12 protein-coding genes are annotated in these 14,986 nt (G+C 73.5%); 8 read left to right on the plus strand and 4 right to left on the minus strand.

The features are described 5' to 3' along the window. Positions 1-60: 60 nt before the first annotated feature. Genes ACVUH9_RS00115 through ACVUH9_RS00125 form a run of 3 tightly spaced genes read left to right on the plus strand, consistent with a single transcriptional unit; the run spans position 61 to position 4,142 of the window. Entirely contained in the window at positions 61-1,473 is a 1,413-nt protein-coding gene (locus tag ACVUH9_RS00115; RefSeq protein ID WP_475752734.1) for a circularly permuted type 2 ATP-grasp protein, read from the plus strand. Then, positions 1,470-2,618: a carboxylate-amine ligase gene (locus ACVUH9_RS00120; protein WP_475752736.1), complete on the plus strand. Its 1,149-nt coding sequence runs from the start codon at positions 1,470-1,472 to the stop codon at positions 2,616-2,618. The genes ACVUH9_RS00115 and ACVUH9_RS00120 overlap by 4 nt, the downstream gene beginning before the upstream one ends. Positions 2,619-2,663: 45 nt before the next feature. Beyond that, positions 2,664-4,142 (plus strand): carboxypeptidase M32, encoded by a 1,479-nt coding sequence (locus ACVUH9_RS00125; protein WP_475752738.1) that lies wholly within the window; start codon positions 2,664-2,666, stop codon positions 4,140-4,142. Between the two features lie 102 nt (positions 4,143-4,244). Here the strand turns inward: ACVUH9_RS00125 and ACVUH9_RS00130 are convergent, their stop codons facing one another. Then, complete coding sequence (locus ACVUH9_RS00130) at positions 4,245-4,670, minus strand: DUF3052 domain-containing protein (RefSeq protein ID WP_475752740.1); 426 nt, start codon at positions 4,668-4,670, stop codon at positions 4,245-4,247. Between the two features lie 52 nt (positions 4,671-4,722). On the opposite strand from ACVUH9_RS00130, the gene ACVUH9_RS00135 reads away from it, so the two are divergent. Continuing rightward, positions 4,723-5,745 (plus strand): hypothetical protein, encoded by a 1,023-nt coding sequence (locus tag ACVUH9_RS00135; protein ID WP_475752742.1) that lies wholly within the window; start codon positions 4,723-4,725, stop codon positions 5,743-5,745. 306 nt (positions 5,746-6,051) lie between these two features. On the opposite strand, the gene ilvC is transcribed toward ACVUH9_RS00135, so the two are convergent. From ilvC to ACVUH9_RS00150, 3 genes are all read right to left on the minus strand, one after another. Beyond that, on the minus strand, positions 6,052-7,053 hold the full coding sequence (gene ilvC / locus ACVUH9_RS00140; protein WP_475752744.1) for a ketol-acid reductoisomerase: 1,002 nt from the start codon (positions 7,051-7,053) through the stop codon (positions 6,052-6,054). 136 nt (positions 7,054-7,189) lie between these two features. Continuing rightward, positions 7,190-8,071 carry a class I SAM-dependent methyltransferase gene (locus ACVUH9_RS00145; RefSeq protein WP_475752745.1) on the minus strand — a complete coding sequence of 294 codons (882 nt, stop codon included), beginning with the start codon at positions 8,069-8,071 and terminating at the stop codon, positions 7,190-7,192. Positions 8,072-8,133: 62 nt separating this feature from the next. Next, positions 8,134-9,459 (minus strand): class I adenylate-forming enzyme family protein, encoded by a 1,326-nt coding sequence (locus ACVUH9_RS00150; RefSeq protein WP_475752747.1) that lies wholly within the window; start codon positions 9,457-9,459, stop codon positions 8,134-8,136. Positions 9,460-9,527: 68 nt separating this feature from the next. On the opposite strand from ACVUH9_RS00150, the gene menB reads away from it, so the two are divergent. The 4 genes from menB (at position 9,528) to ACVUH9_RS00170 (ending at position 14,972) form a co-directional block, all read left to right on the plus strand. Continuing rightward, entirely contained in the window at positions 9,528-10,436 is a 909-nt protein-coding gene (menB, locus tag ACVUH9_RS00155) for a 1,4-dihydroxy-2-naphthoyl-CoA synthase (protein ID WP_475752749.1), read from the plus strand. Positions 10,437-10,464: 28 nt separating this feature from the next. Next, positions 10,465-11,388 carry a 1,4-dihydroxy-2-naphthoate polyprenyltransferase gene (locus ACVUH9_RS00160; protein ID WP_475752751.1) on the plus strand — a complete coding sequence of 308 codons (924 nt, stop codon included), beginning with the start codon at positions 10,465-10,467 and terminating at the stop codon, positions 11,386-11,388. A gap of 69 nt (positions 11,389-11,457) precedes the next feature. Further along, positions 11,458-12,513 (plus strand): mandelate racemase/muconate lactonizing enzyme family protein, encoded by a 1,056-nt coding sequence (locus ACVUH9_RS00165; RefSeq protein WP_475752753.1) that lies wholly within the window; start codon positions 11,458-11,460, stop codon positions 12,511-12,513. Between the two features lie 212 nt (positions 12,514-12,725). Further along, positions 12,726-14,972: an MMPL family transporter gene (locus ACVUH9_RS00170; RefSeq protein ID WP_475752754.1), complete on the plus strand. Its 2,247-nt coding sequence runs from the start codon at positions 12,726-12,728 to the stop codon at positions 14,970-14,972. The last annotated feature ends 14 nt before the right edge of the window (positions 14,973-14,986 follow it).

Raw genomic sequence — 14,986 nt, forward strand, 5'->3', positions numbered from 1 at the left:
GGACGCAACGAACGGCCACGCAAGGCGTACCGCGGCCCCAGAACGGGCACGGGTGACGTCATGCCCCTCCGTTCCCTCCCCCGCTACGCACCGGATGCGCGCGCCCCCGACGCGTGGGACGAGGCGGTCGACGCGAACGGCGTGCTCCGCCACTCCCACGCCGCGGCGCTGCACGCGCTCGACCGGATCGGTCTGCCGGACGCGGTCGAGCGGGTCGCCGCGGAGATCGACCGGCTCGGGATCAGCTTCGGCGAGGACGCCGAGCGGTTCGCCGTCGATCCGGTGCCGCGGGTGATCGAGGCCGACGAGTGGCGACGGCTGGAACGGGGACTGGCCCAACGTGCCCGCGCGCTCGACGCGTTCGTCGCCGACGTCCACGGCGAGCGCCGCTCGATCGACGCGGGGATCGTCCCGGCGTCGGTCGTCGAGCGCTCCCCCGCCGCCGAGGCCGACCTCGACGGCCCGACGCTCGCCGCCGGCGTGCGGATCGCGATCACGGGACCCGACCTGGTGCGCGACGCCACGGGCAGCTTCCGGGTGCTCGAGGACAACTGCCGGACCCCGTCCGGGCTGGCGTACCTGTTGGCAGCCCGCACCGCGGTCGACGCGGCGATCGGCGTGCCCGCCGACGTCCGCTCGCTCCACGACGAGCTCGGGCCCGCGCTGCTGACCGCGCTCCGCAACACCACCCCCGCCGGCGCCGACCCCGGTGCGGCGGTGCTGCTCTCCGACGGCCCGGCGAACACCGCCTGGTGGGAGCACCAGCAGCTCGCCGGGCTGATGGGGGTCCCGCTCGTCCTGCCCGACGAGCTGCGGACACGCGGCGACCGGCTCCTCTTGCGAGACGGCGGGGCCCCGGTCTCGGCGGTCTACCGGAGGACGGACGACACCAGCCTCCGCGGCAAGGACGGCCGGCTCAGCACCGTCGGCGAGCTGCTGCTGGGTCCGCTGCGCGCGGGCACCCTCGGCCTGATGAACGGACCCGGCGCCGCGATCGCGGGCGACAAGGCGGTCTACCCCTACGTCGACGGCCTGATCCGGTTCTTCTGCGGGGAGCCGCCGATCCTCTCCGGGCTGGCCGGGTACGACCTCGAGGATCCGCGGCAGCGCGAGGCCGCGATCGACCGGGCCGACCAGCTCGTCTTCAAGCCCCGCGACGGCCAGGGCGGCGAGGGCGTGACGATCGGTCCGCAGGCCGATCGCGCGGCGCTGCGCGCGGTCACCGACGCCGTGCGCACCGATCCGGCGGCCTGGATCGCGCAGGAGGCGGTCGTGCTCTCGACCCACCCGACCGCGATCGACGGCCGGCTGCTGCCGCGGCACGTCGACCTGCGGCCGTTCGTGCTCGCCGACGGCCGCGGCGGCTGGCGCACCCTGCCCGGCGCGTTGACCCGGTTCGCGCTCGACGACGGTGAGATGGTCGTGAACTCGTCGCGCGGCGGCGGCGCCAAGGACACGTGGGTGCGCTCATGAGCGGCGGCGTGCGCAAGGACGACACGGCCGCGGGCTCGTGGTCGGCGTGGCCGGAGCATCGCGGCTCCGCCCCGTTCACCGTCGGCGTCGAGGAGGAGGTGATGCTGCTCTCGCCGGGCGACTGGGCGCTGGCGCAGGCGGCCGACGAGGTCCTCCCCCGGCTGCCCGAGGCGGTCCGCGCGCAGGTCTCGCCCGAGACCCACGCCGCCGCGATCGAGATCGAGACCGGGATCCACCAGACCGTCGCGACCGCCGTCGGCGAGCTGCGGAAGCTGCGCACGGCGCTCCGCGAGACCTGCGAGCCGCTCGACCTGACCGTCGCCTCGTCCGGCACCCACCCGTTCGCGATCTGGCGCGAGACGGCCGTCGGCGGCGGCGAGCGGCAGGCCGAGGTCTACGGCTCGATGCGCGAGCTCGCCCGGCGCGAGCCGACCTTCGCGCTGCACGTGCACGTGGCGTTGCCCGACGCCGACTCCGCCGTCCAGATCTTCAACCGGATGCGCGTCCACCTGCCGCTGCTGCTGGCGCTCTCGGCCAACTCGCCGTTCTGGCAGGGCCGCGACACCGGCCTCGCCTCGGCCCGTACGCCGCTCTTCCAGGCCTTTCCGCGGGTCGGCATCCCCCGCCGCTTCGAGTCCTACGCCGAGTGGGTGGCCGCGGTCGACCTGCTGGTCGACTGCGAGGCGTTCCCGGACTCGACCTACCTCTGGTGGGACGTGCGGATGCAGCCGCGCCTGGGCACGCTCGAGATCCGGATCATGGACGCCCAGACCGACCTCGACGCGACCGCCTCGCTGGTCGCGCTCGTCCAGTGCCTGGCGCGGATGGAGCTGCACGAGGCGTGGGCGGAGGAGGCGTCGTTCGCGCCGCAGGAGATCTGGGAGGAGAACCGCTTCGTCGCCGCCCGCGACGGCGTCCACGCCAAGCTGATCGTGGCCACCGAGGGCATCCGGGTGCCGGTCGCGGACCGGATCGCCGAGCTGCTGCCGCACCTGCGACCGCACGCCGACGACCTGGGGTGCCGCGCCGAGCTCGACGGGATCGACGCGCTGGTGCGCGAGAACGGGGCGATCCGGCAGCTCGAGCTGGCCCGCGGCGAGGGGCGGCTGCCGGGCCTGGTGCAGGCGTTGTCCCGCGCCTTCTGAGCGGGCGGCCCGGCGACCGTCCGGGGTCCGCGGCAGGATGGGTCGGTGACCGACGTCCCGATCGCTGCCCTCCGCACCCATCTCGCCGAGCTGGACGACCTGCACCACGCGGGGTCGATCATCGGCTGGGACCAGCAGACGTACATGCCCGAGCGTGGGGCGATCGCCCGCGGCAACGCCGCCGGCACGATCGACCGGCTCGCCCACGAGCGAACCGCCGACCCGGCGCTCGCCGAGCTGCTCGACGCCGCGCTCGCGGCGGGCGAGGATCCCGGCCTGGTGCGCGCCGTCCGCGAGGACCATGAGCGTGCCCGGCGGGTCCCGAGCGACCTGGTGACCGCGCGCGCCGAGCTGTCGGTCGAGGCCCAGGGGGCCTGGAAGGCCGCCAAGGAGACGTCCGACTTCGCGCGCTTCGCCCCGGCCCTGCGCCGCCACGTCGAGCTCTGCCGGCGCTACGCGGCCTGCTTCCCCGACGTCGAGCATCCCTACGACGCGCTGCTCCAGCGGTTCGAGCCGGGCGCGACCACGCGTGAGGTCCGGGCCGTCTTCGCGACCCTCCAGGAGGGTCTCGTCCCGCTGATCGCCGGGATCGCGGAGCGCCCGGTTCCGGCGCCGCTGGTCGGACCGTTCCCGGTCGCCGCCCAGCGCACGCTCGCGCTCGAGATGGCCCGTTCGATCGGCTACGACGACAGCGCCTGGCGGATCGACGAGGCCGCGCATCCGTTCATGACCTCGGGCGGCCGCGAGGACATCCGGATCACCACCAAGGAGGACGAGTCGACGCTGGCGATCGGGCTCTTCGGCGTGCTCCACGAGACCGGCCACGGGCTCTACGAGCACCAGGTCGACGCCCGCTGGGACCGGACCACCGTCGGCACCGGCACGTCGCTCGGCATCCACGAGTCCCAGAGCCGGCTGTGGGAGAACATGGTCGGCCGCTCCCGCGAGTTCTGGTCGCACTGGCACCCGCGGGCGGTCGAGCTGTTCCCGGGGCCGCTGGAGGGCGTCTCCGTCGACCGGCTGCTGGAGGCGATCAACGCCGTCGAGCCGTCGCTGATCCGGGTCGACGCGGACGAGGCCACGTACTGCCTGCACGTGGTCCTGCGGTTCGAGCTGGAGGTCGCCCTGATCGAGGGCAAGCTCGAGGTCGACGACCTGCCCGAGGCCTGGAACCGGCGGATGAAGGAGCTGCTCGGGGTCGACGTGCCCGACGATGCCCGCGGCGTCCTGCAGGACATCCACTGGGCCTACGGCGAGCTCGGCTACTTCCCGACCTACGCGCTCGGGACGATCATCGCCGGCCAGCTGTGGGAGGCCGCTCACGAGGCCCTGCCGGAGCTGGACGCCCGGATCGCGGCCGGGGACCTGGCGCCGCTGCGCGACTGGCTCGGCGAGCACGTCCACCGCTTCGGCCGCACCCGCACCGGCGGCGAGATCCTCGCCGAGGTGACCGGCGGCGGACTCGACTCGCGGCCGCTGCTGCGGTACCTGAACGAGAAGTACGGGGCGCTCTACGGGTTGTAGGGCACGGCGGCGGACACCGAGACCGGCCCGACCGGACGTGGCGGAAGCCTCCGCGCGAACCGGCGCGGGTCGGCCCCGTCGTCTCCTCCGCCGCGCCCTGCCTCAGCGCAGCTCGCGCCGGAGGCAGATCTTGAGGCCGGACCAGATCGGGCTGATCGCGCAGACCTTGACGTCGACCAGTCCGCGCGGCAGCACCGCGTCGCGGATCCGGTCCTCGGTGACGTCGGTCGGGAGCTTGCTCGCCCGCTTCGGCCACGCGATCCAGAACGCGCCGTCGGGTGCGGTCGCCTGCGCGAGCGCGGGCAGCTGCTGCTCGAGCACGGCCTGCTCGTCGACGAAGCTGATCGCGAGGTCGGCGGGGCCGTCGAGCCGTTCGGTCACGCTCGCCCCTTCCGGCAGCGGGCCGAGTCCGCGGGCGACGAATCCCTCGGGGGCGCCGAGCACCGCGATCCGCAACCCGGGCTTGACCCCGAGCTTCTTCGCCAGCGGCGTCTTCGCGTAGCCCTGCTCCCACTGGTCGTCGGCCATCACCGGCATGTTCCCGCACGACCTGGACGCGGGGGTGCTTTGATTGGCCGGGATGAGCGACGACGGAGTCCCCCGCCCGCGTGAGACGGCCCAGCGACTGCTCGACGCGCAGGTGGCGTTCCTCTCGGCCGAGCTGACCGACGAGCGGTTCGCCCGGCTCGCCGCCGAGGAGATCGACCACGCGTTGCGGGCAGCGGAGTCGCTGACGCTCGCCGAGGTGGTCGACCGCGAGCAGGTCCAGGCGGTCGCCGCCAAGTACGCGGTGATGGTCCGGATCCCCGGCTCGATCCCGGAGATCATCGGCGAGGTCGCCGCGCGCCTCTACCAGCACCCGGCGCACGATCGCTACTCGATCGGCGAGCTGCTGCCGCCCGAGCACGTCGCGGCGCTGGTGACCAAGCTGCTCGACGAGGAGCCGCTGGGGCGTCGCCTGCTGGAGCGGCTGATGACCGGTCCGGTGGCGGTCAGCTGGCTGACCTGGCTGCTGGAGCGGTTGGCGGCCGACGCCCGCGAGCGGTCCGAGCGGGTGCCGGGGGTCGCTCCGCTGCTGGCCGGTGGCCGGCGGGCGCTCGGCGCGGTCTCGCCCGGGGGCGCTCGGCAGGTCGACGCCCGGCTGCGCGAGCTGGCCGAGGACGTCGCCCGCCGGTTGTTGCGCGAAGCCGAGCGGCTCCACGATTCGGCGTCGGCCGGCGGGCCGCTGGCCGAGGCCGTGCTCGAGCTCTACGACGAGCTCGCCGACGACCCCGTCAGCAGCTTCCGCGGGATCGTCTCGCAGGACGACCTCGAGGATCTGCTGGTGATCGGCTACGAGCTCTGGCTCGACGTGCGCGAGACCGGCCACGTCCGCGCGATGATCGACGAGGGCGTCGCGCTCGTCTTCGACAAGTACGGCGAGATCAGCCTGCGGGAGCTGCTGGACGATCTCGGGATCGGTCGCGACGACCTGCTGGAGGAGGCGCTCCGCTTCGGGCCCCCGGCGCTCGCCGTGCTCCGCGAGCGCGGCCTCGTCGACGCCTTCTTCCGCCGCCGCCTCGAGCCGTTCTTCCTCTCCCCCGACACCCTCGCCCTGCTCTAGCCGCTCAGGCCACCCCGAGACGACGACGGCCCCGCCGAAGCGGGGCCTTCGATTACGAGCCGCGAACGCCAGAGACGAACCCCAGCGCGGGGCTCAAGACCTAGAACGAGAACGGCCCCGCCGAAGCGGGGCCGTCAAGCGCGAGCCGCGAACGCGCAGAGGCGAATCACAGCGCGCGCGGTTCGGTTCGAGGGGGCCGGATCGTGGATGCCTCGCGGTGACCGCCGAGGCGGGGCAGAGGTGGTCCCCGCCCCGGATCGGTGGGTGCCGCGAGGCGCCGCGAGACGGCTGCCTCGAACGAACCGCTCAGCCCTGGGCGAAGCCCGAGTCGTCGATCCAGTCCATCTGCTTGCGCAGCTCCTTGCCGGTGGTCTCGAGCTGCGTCTTGGCCTGCTCCTCGCGGAGCCGGTTGAAGTTCTCGTTGCCGGCGCGGCTCTCGGCGATGAACTCGCGAGCGAAGGTGCCGTCCTGGATCTCGCCCAGGATCTTCTTCATCTCGGCCTTGACGCTGTCGTTGACGACGCGCGGGCCACGGGTCAGGTCGCCGTACTCGGCGGTGTTCGAGATCGAGTACCGCATCCCGGCGAGACCCTTCTCGTACATCAGGTCCACGATCAGCTTGAGCTCGTGGAGGCACTCGAAGTACGCCATCTCAGCGGGGTAGCCCGCCTCGGTCAGCGTCTCGAAGCCGGCCTGGACCAGGGCGGACGCGCCGCCGCAGAGGACGGCCTGCTCGCCGAACAGGTCGGTCTCGGTCTCGTCCTTGAACGTCGTCTCGAAGACGCCGCCGCGGGTGCAGCCGATGCCCTTGGCGTAGGCCAGGGTCAGCGCCTTAGCGTTGCCGGTCGCGTCCTGGTGGACGGCGATCAGGCCCGGAACGCCGGAGCCCTCCTGGTACTGACGGCGGACCAGGTGGCCCGGGCCCTTCGGGGCGGCGAGCGCGACGTCGACGTCGGCGGGCGGCTCGACCTCGCCGTAGAGGACGGAGAAGCCGTGGCCGAAGAGGACCAGGTTGCCGGCGGCGATGCCGTCCTTGACGTCGTTGTTCCAGACGTCGCGGTGGAGCTCGTCCGGAACGAGCATCTGGACGATGTCGCCCTTGCTCGCGGCGTCCGCGATCGAGAGCACCTCGAGGCCGGCGTCCTTGGCCTTCTGGACCGACGACGAGCCCTCGCGAAGGCCTACGACGACGTTGACCCCGGAGTCCTTGAGGTTCTGCGCGTGGGCGTGGCCCTGGGAGCCGAACCCGATGATGGCGACGGTCTTGCCGTCGAGCAGCGTCAGGTCTGCGTCGTCGTCGTAAAACATAGGCGCCCAGTGTATGCGGGCGAGGGCCTTCGCCGCCCTCCGGTCGCGTGCCCGCCGCACACCCGTCCAGCCGCGGTCCGCGTACGGGATCCCATTCGGGCGTCCCGGATCCCGCTCGGACCCGGCGTCCGGCGGCTCAGGCGTCCGCCGCGGCCACCAGCACGGCGCCGGGGATGGCGACCGCGCCCTCGGGCCCGTCCGGGTCCGGGAAGGCCGCCAACGCGGCGTCGATCTCGGCCTCGATCGCCGTGCGGGCGTCGGCCTCGAGTGCCTCGACCGCAGTCCGCGCCCGGCCCGAGAGCGCGAGCAGCCGGGTCCGGTGGGAGGCGGCGTCCGGGGAGCGGAAGACCACGTCGACCCGCTCGATCCGCGGCAGCACGAAGCCGGTCGCGCCGAGCAGGTCGTCGAGCCGCTCGCGGGAGGCGAGCGCGTACGGGCCCGGCTCGTCCGGCGCGGGCGGCCACGGGGCGACGAGGCCGTGGCGGGCCAGGACCTCCATCGGGACCCGATACCAGGGGTTGTCGTCGAGCACGTCCCAGACGGCAAGCGCGATCCGACCGCCGGGACGCAGCACCCGGCGGCCGTCGCGGAGGGCGCTCTCCGGGTCCGGCACGAGCATGTAGCCGAACCGGACCAGCAGGCCGTCGATCGACGCCGCCGACATGTCGAGCCACTCCAGCTCCATCGGCGTGACCTCGACGTTGACGATCCCGCGCTCGGCCGCGTGGCGCTTGGCGGCCTCGACCATCGCCTCGGCGCCGTCGGACAGGATCACCTTGCCGCCGGGATGGACCAGCTCGGCGGCGAGCAGGCCGGTGTCGCCGACGCCGGCGGCGGCCTCCAGCACCACGTGACCGGGCTGCGGGGCGATCGCCTCGATCATCGCGTGGGAGACGGCCTCGACGCCGGACTGGAACCAGACGCGGTGGGTCTCCCACTCCGACGCCTGGCTCTCCCAGCGCTCACGGCTGGCGGCCCGGAGGTCGTCGGGGGTCGGGGAATCCGGCTCGGCGCTCACCCCTCCATCGTCGCACGGACGTTGGCGCGGGACGCCCGACGCTGCACCCCCGAGAGCGCCGCTCAGGAGAGCTCGCGGCGGAGCAGCTTGCCGGACGCGGTGTGCGGCAGCCCGGCGACGACCTCGATCTCCCGCGGGCGCTGGTGCGGGAGCAGCCGGGCCGCGAGCGACTCCCGCAGCGCGGCGACGTCGACGGTCGTTCCCGGGACGGCGACCAGCTTCGCGCAGACCCGCTCCCCCCATTCCGGGTCGGGCCGGCCGAAGACCGCCGCCTCGTGGACCGCCGGGTCGGCCTCGAGGACCCGCTCGACCTCGAGCGGCAGGACGTTCTCGCCGCCGCTGATGATCGTGTCCGAGGTCCGTCCGACGATCTCGAGGTGGCCGCGCGCGTCGAGCCGTCCGAGGTCGCCCGTCCGCAGCCAACCGTCCTCGCCGAGGACCGCGACCGAGACGGTCGGCCCGGCGACCAGCACCTCGCCGACCGCCCCGACCGCGGCGTCCGGCGTCCCCGCCTCCCCCGCGATCGCGACCCGGGTGCAGAACAGCGGCGGCCCGAGGGTCGCGATCTGGCTGCAGGTCTCGCTCATGCCGTAGGTCGGCGCGACCGGGATTCCCGCCTCGGCGGCCTCCTCCAGCATCCCGGCCGGGATCGCGGCACCGCCCAGCAGGGCCCAGCGCAATGCCGGCGGCCGGGTCAGGCCGGCGTCGAGCAGCCGCCGGAGGGTCGTCGGGACCAGCGAGACGACCGTCGGGGCCGGCCCGTCCGCACCGGAGAGGGCGGCCAGCACCCGCTCGGTGTCCCAGCCCTCGTGAACGACCGCGGTGGTGCCGGCGATCGCGCTCCGCAGCAGCACGCTGAGGCCGCCGACGTGGTTCAGCGGCAGCGCGCAGAGCCAGCGCTCGTCGGGCGGGCAGCCGAGCGTCGCCGCCGAGCCGAGCGCGCTCCAGAGCCAGTTGCCGTAGCTCAGCGGAATCGGACGGGCGCTGCCGCTCGTGCCGCTGGTGTGGACGATGATCGCCGTCGCGTCGAGGTCGTGGCGGTCGAGCAGCGGCGCGTCGACGTCCGGGGCGACCTCGGTCAGGTCGGTCCCGCCGTCGACGACGACCGAGACCCCGCGCAGGCGCCGCGCCCGCTCCGCCTCCGGCAACCGCGGGTCGAGCGGGACGACGGGCGCGCCGAGCCGCAGCAGCGCGTGCAGCGTGACCACGAAGGCCGGGCCCGGAGGCAGCACGACGCCGACGGGATCGCCGCGCCGGACGCCGAGCGCCGCCAGCCGTCGCGCGTGGTCGTCGACCTCGCGCAGGAGCGCGGCGTAGGTCGTGCCGACCAGCGCCTCGTGGTCGGGACGCCGCCGGGCGGCACGCAGGAGCCAGGACTCGACGAGCACGACCGCGGAGGCTACGGAAGCCGGCTCACGTGGTGCGCCCGGCGTTTCATCTAGCCTCAGACCCGCGCATGAGCCGTACCGAGCGATCCCGAGGAGACAGCGTGTCCGAGACGACCTGGAGCACCCCGAGCGGTGTGACCGCGGACACCTACAGCGACATCCGCTACGAGGTGTCCGACGCCCCGGCCGGGATCGCCAAGATCACGATCGACCGTCCCGAGGTCCGCAACGCCTTCCGTCCGCAGACGATCATCGAGATCTCGCAGGCGATGGAGCGCGCCCGCGAGGACACCTCGGTCGGCGTGGTCGTCCTGACCGGCGAGGGTCCGCTGGCCTTCTGCTCCGGCGGTGACCAGAGCGTCCGCGGCGACTCCGGCTACCTCACCGATCCGGACAACCCCGACCGCCAGCCGTCGGGCTCCTCGGTCGGGCGCTTCCACGTCACCGACCTCCAGGTCCAGATCCGCCGGATGCCCAAGCCGGTGGTGGCGATGGTCGCCGGGTACGCGGTCGGCGGCGGCCACGTGCTGCACCTGATCTGCGACCTGACGATCGCGGCCGACAACGCCCGCTTCGGCCAGACCGGCCCCAAGGTCGGCAGCTTCGACGGCGGCTTCGGCGCCTCGGTCCTGGTCGACGCGGTCGGTCCGAAGAAGGCCAAGGAGATCTGGTTCCTCTGCCGCCAGTACAGCGCGCAGGAGGCCCTCCAGATGGGCCTGGTCAACACCGTCGTCCCGCTCGAGCAGCTGGAGGCGGAGACGGTCGCCTGGTGCGACGAGATGCTCCAGAACTCGCCGTTCGCGCTGCGGCTGCTGAAGGCCAGCTTCCACGCCGCCGAGGACGGCTACGCCGGACTCCAGCAGCTGGCCCACGACACCAACCTGCTCTTCTACGGCAGCGAGGAAGCGCAGGAGGGCCGCGACGCCTACAAGCAGAAGCGCCAGCCGGACTTCAGCCGCTTCCCCAAGCGGGCCTAGGCCCGACCACCGAGATCGTCACGAGCCGATGAGCACCCACGCCGAACACACCGAATCAGGAACCCGCCCGAGCCCGATCCGGATCTGGATCCTCGCCGCCCGGCCGCGGACGCTGCCGATCGGCCTCGCCCCGGTGCTGGTCGGCACGGCGCTGGCGATCCACCAAGACGCGTTCCGGCTCGGCGGGTTCCTCGCGGCGCTGCTCGGCGCGCTCTTCATCCAGGTCGGCGCGAACCTCTCCAACGACTACTCCGACGCGCGTCGCGGGGCGGACACCGAGGACCGGCTCGGGCCGCTGCGGGTGACCGCCGGCGACCTCGTCCCGCCCCAGCAGGTGCTGGTCGCGACCTGGGTCAGCTTCGGCCTGGCGACGATCTGCGGGATCTACCTGATCGCCACCGTCGGCTGGGTGATCCTGGCGATCGGCGCGGCCTCGATCGTGGCCGGACTGCTCTACACCGGCGGGCCGCGCCCGTACGGCTACGAGGGACTCGGCGAGGTCTTCGTCTTCCTCTTCTTCGGCCTCGTCGCCGTGACCGGCACGCACTACGTGCTGGCCGAGGAGTTCGACGCGACCGCGCTCGCGCTCGCGGTGCCGGTGGGCCTGATGGCGACCGCGGTGCTCGTCGTCAACAACGTCCGCGACATCGACACCGACCGCCGGGCCGGCAAGCGCACGCTCGCCGTCCGGCTGGGGCGCGAACGGACCCGCCAGCTCTACGCCGGTCTGCTGATCGCCGCCTACGTGATCGCCGTGCTCGTCGGGGCGATCGACAGCGACCTCTCGCTGTGGCTGCTGATCGTGCTGGTCAGCAGCCCGATCGCGCTGCGGCTCGTCCAGACGGTCTCGAGCCACGTCGACGGCCCGACCCTCAACCGCGCGCTCGCCGGCACCGGCCAGCTGGAGCTGCTGTTCTGCCTGCTGCTCTCGGCGGGAATCCTGCTGTCCTGATCGGGTCGGTCAGACCGGCCGGTCTGACCCAGGCGACCCCCGCGAGCGCGGGTGCGTACGCTGCGGCGCGTGGAGCTGCGGATCCAGGAAGTGGCGCTTCGGCTGTCGCAGCCGGTGCGTGCGGCATGGGGTGAGGTCACCGAACGGCGGATGCTGCTGGTCGAGCTCGAAGACGACGACGGCCTGATCGGCCGCGGCGAGGCTGCCCCGCTCGAGCCCTACGACGGCGTCCCGCTCGATCGTTGCCGGGACGCGCTCGAGCGCTGCCGCCGGACGCTGCGGGAGATGACGGACGGCAACGGCGCCGACGCGCTCGAGCGCTGCCGCCGGGTCACCGACGTGCCGCACGCGCTCGCGGCGATCGACATGGCCCTCTGGGACCGCGCCTCGCGCCGCGAGGACCGCTCGGTCGCCTCGATGCTGACCGAGGAGCCGTCGCGCTGGGTGCCCGTCAACGCCACGATCGGCGCCGGCGACCCCGAGGATGCCGCCGAGCACGCCCGCGAGGCCGCCGACGCCGGCTTCGAGACCGTCAAGCTGAAGGTCGGCCTGCCCGACGACGAGGCGCGTGTGCGCGCCGTCCGCGACGCGATCGGCCCCGACGTCGCGCTGCGCCTGGACGCCAACGGCGCCTGGTCGACCGGCGAGGCGCTGAGCGTGATCGCCGCCCTCTCCCCCTACGGCGTCGAGCTGGTCGAGGAGCCGGTCCACGGGATCGAGGCCCTGCGCACGATCCGCGATCGACTTCCGGTCCGGGTCGCGATGGACGAGACTGCCGACGAACCGGGAGCGATCGCCTCCGGGGCCGCCGACGCCGTCGTGCTCAAGATCGGCCGCAGCGGTGGGATCGGCGGCCTGCTCGCACGGGCGACGCTCGCCCGCTCGACCCGCGCCGACGTCCTGCTCGCCTCCGCCTGGGACGGTCCGCTGGGGGTCGCCGCCGCGGTCCACGCCGCTGCCGCCCTGCGTCTGCGCGACGCGTCGGGTCTGGCCACGCTGACCCTCTTCGAGCCAGCCGCGCTCGACGCGGTCGGGATCGGCGACGAGAGCCTCGGCGATCTGGCGGCACGCCTGACCGCCCGCGACGGCACGATCCGCGTCCCCCGCGGCGCCGGACTGGTCTAGGCCCGACCCGGCCCCGCGGCCCCCGCCCCGCCGACCGCGGGGCGATGGCGCGACCGCCGCACCGCCCAGAATCGCAGCGGCGCCGCCCGGCGGTGGAGCAGGATCGTGCCGGCCCGCCCGCAAGCATGTGCCCGGGCCGCCCGGACGGGGCGCGGTACGAGTAGGCGGCAGCCCGTCCGCACGTCTGCGGACTGCTGGCCGAAGGAGCCACGATGACCGGTCCGCTGTACCGCCTCGGAACTCTCTGCGTCCGCCACCGCTTCGTGGTCGCGCCACTCTGGCTGCTCCTGGCCGCCGTGCTCGTCGTCCTGGTCACCAGCGCCGGCAGCCAGACCAGCGACGACGTCTCGCTCCCGGGCGCCGACAGCCAGCGTGCGGGCGACGTGCTGCGCGACCGCTTCCCGGCCCAGGCGAACGGGATGAACCCGATCTCGTTCGTCGCCCCCAAGGGGCACCTGCTCACCGACAGCGACGCGCAGGACGCGATCAAGCAGGTCACGAAGGCCTACGCGGACGACACGGCCCAGGTCAGCAGCGCGATCGGGCCGTTCGACCAGCAGGGCGCCGGCCAGCTCAGCCCCGGCAAGACGCACGGCTACATCGCCCTCCAGTTGAAGGACAGCTCCGGCGATCTGACCGACGACGAGGCCCATGCCCTGATCGACAAGGCGAGCCCGCTCGCGGTCGCCGGGCTCGATCCCGCCGCCGGCGGCTACCTCGGCCTGAAGGTCTCGAAGGCCGAGAACGAGTCGTCCGAGGTGGTCGGCCTGCTCGCGGCCGTCGTGATCCTGGTCCTCACCTTCGGCACCGTCGTCGCGATGGGCCTGCCGATCGTCACCGCGATCCTGGGCCTCGCGATCGGCCTCAGCATGATCGGCCTGCTCGGGCACGTCGTCGATGTCCCGACCACCGCGCCAGCACTCGCGACCATGATCGGTCTCGGCGTCGGGATCGACTACGCGCTGTTCGTGATCACGCGCCACCGCGAGCAGCTCGTCGAGGGGATGGACTGCGACGAGTCGATCGCCCGGGCGACGGCGACCTCCGGCGGCGCCGTCGTCTTCGCCGGGGGGACCGTGATCGTCGCGCTCGTCTCGCTGCTGCTGGCCGGGATCCCGATCGTGACCACGCTCGGCTACACCGCCGGGATCGTGGTCCTCGTCGCGGTGATCGGCGCGATCGCGTTCCTGCCCGCGCTGCTGGCGATCGTCGGACTCAAGATCAACGCGCTGCCGCTGCCGGGTAGGCGCCCGCACCACGACCCGCGCCCGCACGGCTGGGCACGCTGGGCGCGTTGGATCGCCGGCCGCCCGTGGCCGGCGGTCATCGTCTCGGTCGTCGTCCTGGCGATCCTGACCCTCCCGATCCTCCAGCTGGAGCTCGGACAGAGCAACACCGGCGCGCTGCCGAAGGACACCAACGCGCGACAGTCCTACGACCAGATGACCGCGGGCTTCGGGGTCGGCTCGAACGGCCCGATCCTGGTCACGGCGACCCTGGCGAAGCCGGCCAAGCCCGCCTCCGGCTCGAGCTCGCCGGCGTCCGATCCGGGCCTCCAGCAGCTGCGGACGGCGATCGCCGGGACGCCCGGCGTGCAGTCCGTCTCCCAGCCGCTGGTCGACCCCGCCGCGACCGCCGCCGTCTACACGGTCCAGGCGAAGACCGCTCCCTCCGACGAGGCGACCGCGACGCTCGTCCACGACCTCCGCGACACGGTCCTGCCGCAGGCCACGAAGGGCCAGGGGCAGACCGCCGACGTCGGCGGGATCACCGCGGGCTACATCGACCTCGCCGACGCGATCTCGGGCCAGCTGCCACTGGTGATCGGCGTGGTGCTCGCGCTCTCGTTCGTGTTGCTGCTGCTCGCCTTCCGCTCGGTCGTCGTCCCCCTCAAGGCGGTGGTGATGAACCTGCTCTCGATCGGGGCGGCGTTCGGGATCGTGACCTACGTCTTCGGGCACGACTGGTCGGCCAACCTGCTCGGCCTCGACGGGGCGCAGCCGATCGTCTCCTACGTGCCGCTGATGATGTTCGCGATCCTCTTCGGGCTCTCGATGGACTACGAGGTCTTCCTGATGACCCACGTCCGCGAGCGGTTCGTCGCGACCGGCGACGCCCACGAGGCGGTCGTCGACGGGCTCGCGGGGACCGCCCGGGTGATCACGTCGGCGGCGCTGATCATGGTCTCCGTGTTCCTCGCCTTCCTGCTCAGCGGCGACCCGACGATCAAGCAGTTCGGGCTCGGGATGGCGGCGGCGGTCGCGATCGACGCGACCCTGATCCGGTGCGTGCTGGTGCCCGCCACGATGGCGTTGCTCGGACCCGCCGCTTGGTGGATGCCGCGTTGGCTGCAGCGCGCCGCGCCGCGGATCTCGATCGAGGGCGACGAGTTCTTCGCCGCCCGCGACGCCCGCACCGCGAGCGCTGCGAGCGCTGCGAGCGCCGACGCCGGCCGCTGAGCGACCTCGCGCGG

This window comes from Patulibacter ginsengiterrae, from assembly GCF_056269115.1.

What these genes read in the sequence shown, in the direction of transcription:
- ACVUH9_RS00135 (WP_475752742.1), top strand. Translation starts at nt 4,723, where the DNA reads ATGAGCGACGACGGAGTCCCCCGCCCGCGTGAGACGGCCCAGCGACTG.
- ACVUH9_RS00170 (WP_475752754.1), top strand. Translation starts at nt 12,726, where the DNA reads ATGACCGGTCCGCTGTACCGCCTCGGAACTCTCTGCGTCCGCCACCGC.
- ACVUH9_RS00120 (WP_475752736.1), top strand. Translation starts at nt 1,470, where the DNA reads ATGAGCGGCGGCGTGCGCAAGGACGACACGGCCGCGGGCTCGTGGTCG.
- menB (WP_475752749.1), top strand. Translation starts at nt 9,528, where the DNA reads ATGAGCCGTACCGAGCGATCCCGAGGAGACAGCGTGTCCGAGACGACC.
- ilvC (WP_475752744.1), bottom strand. Translation starts at nt 7,053, where the DNA reads ATGTTTTACGACGACGACGCAGACCTGACGCTGCTCGACGGCAAGACC.
- ACVUH9_RS00130 (WP_475752740.1), bottom strand. Translation starts at nt 4,670, where the DNA reads ATGGCCGACGACCAGTGGGAGCAGGGCTACGCGAAGACGCCGCTGGCG.
- ACVUH9_RS00115 (WP_475752734.1), top strand. Translation starts at nt 61, where the DNA reads ATGCCCCTCCGTTCCCTCCCCCGCTACGCACCGGATGCGCGCGCCCCC.
- ACVUH9_RS00160 (WP_475752751.1), top strand. Translation starts at nt 10,465, where the DNA reads ATGAGCACCCACGCCGAACACACCGAATCAGGAACCCGCCCGAGCCCG.